Source organism: Streptomyces tailanensis, from assembly GCF_008386495.1.
Lineage (GTDB): Bacteria > Actinomycetota > Actinomycetes > Streptomycetales > Streptomycetaceae > Streptomyces > Streptomyces tailanensis.
Window position 1 is genome coordinate 1 of the sequence record NZ_VTHJ01000167.1, and the last position, 1,798, is coordinate 1,798.

The following is a 1,798-nucleotide window of genomic DNA, read 5'->3' on the forward strand; positions in this document are numbered from 1 at the left end:
CCCAAGGCCGGGTAGTTAGCGTTTTCGCAGGTCACGCAAGCCAGTTGAAGGATTTCTGACGCAGGACAACGGAACTCGTTGGTACAGGCAGTCGACCAAGACAGCTTGTCCCGAAGGAGCTCCGTTGCCCCGTCATTGTGTCCTGCCGTCTGCGCTGACGGCCATCACCCATTCGGTCACCGTGGCCGCGGGCCGGTTCGCTCCCGGGCATCTGGGTGAGCTGACGGCGGTCGTGCCGTTCGAGCTCGTGGACGCGGTGCTGGAGGAGACGAGAGCAGTGCAGCGACGGCTGCGTGATCTGCCGTCGCGGGTCGGTGTCTACTTCCTGCTGGCGATGTGCCTGTTCCCTGAGGTCGGCTACCGGCTGGTCTGGGACAAGCTGACCGCGGGACTGTCCGGGATGCCGGTGGTCTGTCCGTCGGCGAAGGCGTTGCGTGACCTGCGCCGGCGGCTCGGCAGCGCGCCGGTGCGGGCGTTGTTCGAGGTGCTGGCCGGGTTGCTGGCCCGGCCGACGACGCCGGGGGTGCGTTTCGGTGCGTACCGGATGGTGTCGTTCGACGGCTGCAGTTCTCTGAGGGTTCCCGATTCCGAGCGGAACCGTGCCTGGCTGGGGAGGACTTCGCATCATGGCTATCCGACGCTGGAGTTGATGACGCTGATCGAGACCGGCACCCGAGCCCTGGTCGGCGCGGTGTTCGGCCCCACCGCCGAGGGCGAGACAAGCTACGCTCGCCGGCTGCTGCATCTGCTGCGGCCGGACATGCTGGTGCTGTGGGACAAGGGATTCGACAGCAACGCCTTCCTCGCGGCGGTCACCGACACCGGCGCTCAGGTCCTGGGCCGGCTCCGCAGCAACCGGCGCATGCCGGTCCTCGCCCGCCTCGTCGACGGCTCCTACCTGTCGGTGATCGGCACCGTGAACGTACGGGTCATCGACGCACAGATCGCCGTGACCTGCGCGGACGGCACGTCCTTCACCGGGTCCTACCGACTGGTCACGACCCTGATCGACGCCCGCCGTTACCCCGCCACCGCGCTGGCGGGCCTCTATCACCAGCGGTGGGAACACGAATCGGCGTACTACGCACTCCGCCACACGATCATGAACGGGCGCAACCTGCGCTCGGGCGACCCGGCAGGCATCGAGCAGGAGATGTGGGCCCTGCTCACCCTTTACCAGGCCCTGCGGACCGTGATGGTCGAGGCCGCGGAGTCGCTGCCGGGCACCGATCCGGACCGCTGCTGCTTCACCGTCGCCCTCCAGACCGCCCGTGACCAGGTCGTCCAGGCCGCCGCCGTCATCACCGACCCCACCGACGCCGGTCGCCTCGGACTGATCGGGCACCGGATCCTGACCCGCCTCCTCCCGCCCCGACGCCAGCGGGTCAGCACCCGCAAAGTCAAGTCACCGATGTCCCGCTACAGCACCCGACACGAGGACGGCAGACCCGACACCAGCCGCACCATCACCGGTCTCGACATCAACGTCATCGAGCCTCCGGAACCCCGACTTCAGCTACCCGCTGTCTCCCGCGACGACCGGCACACCGCCATCGCCGAGCGTCGCCGTCACCGAATCCTGGCACTGCTCGAGAAGGACCCCAACCGTCTCTGGCGTCCCCGTGACATCGCCTTCCATTTCGGCGACATCACCATGGAGACCATGTATCGGCAGCTCTCCAGATGGGCCGAGACCGGCCTCATCCACAAACTCGGCCCCGGCCTCTATGCCGCCACAGCATGGACCCCAACTCCCCTTGCGTGACCTGCGAAAACGCTAACTACCCGGCCTTGGGAC

The 1,798-nt window shown here is 67.5% G+C and carries 1 protein-coding gene; it reads left to right on the forward strand.

Features of this window, described 5'->3' with window-relative positions:
- Positions 1 to 124: 124 nt before the first annotated feature.
- Positions 125 to 1,765, forward strand: coding sequence for an IS4 family transposase (locus F3T56_RS45825; protein ID WP_216373117.1), 1,641 nt, complete (start codon positions 125 to 127; stop codon positions 1,763 to 1,765).
- Positions 1,766 to 1,798 lie beyond the last annotated feature (33 nt).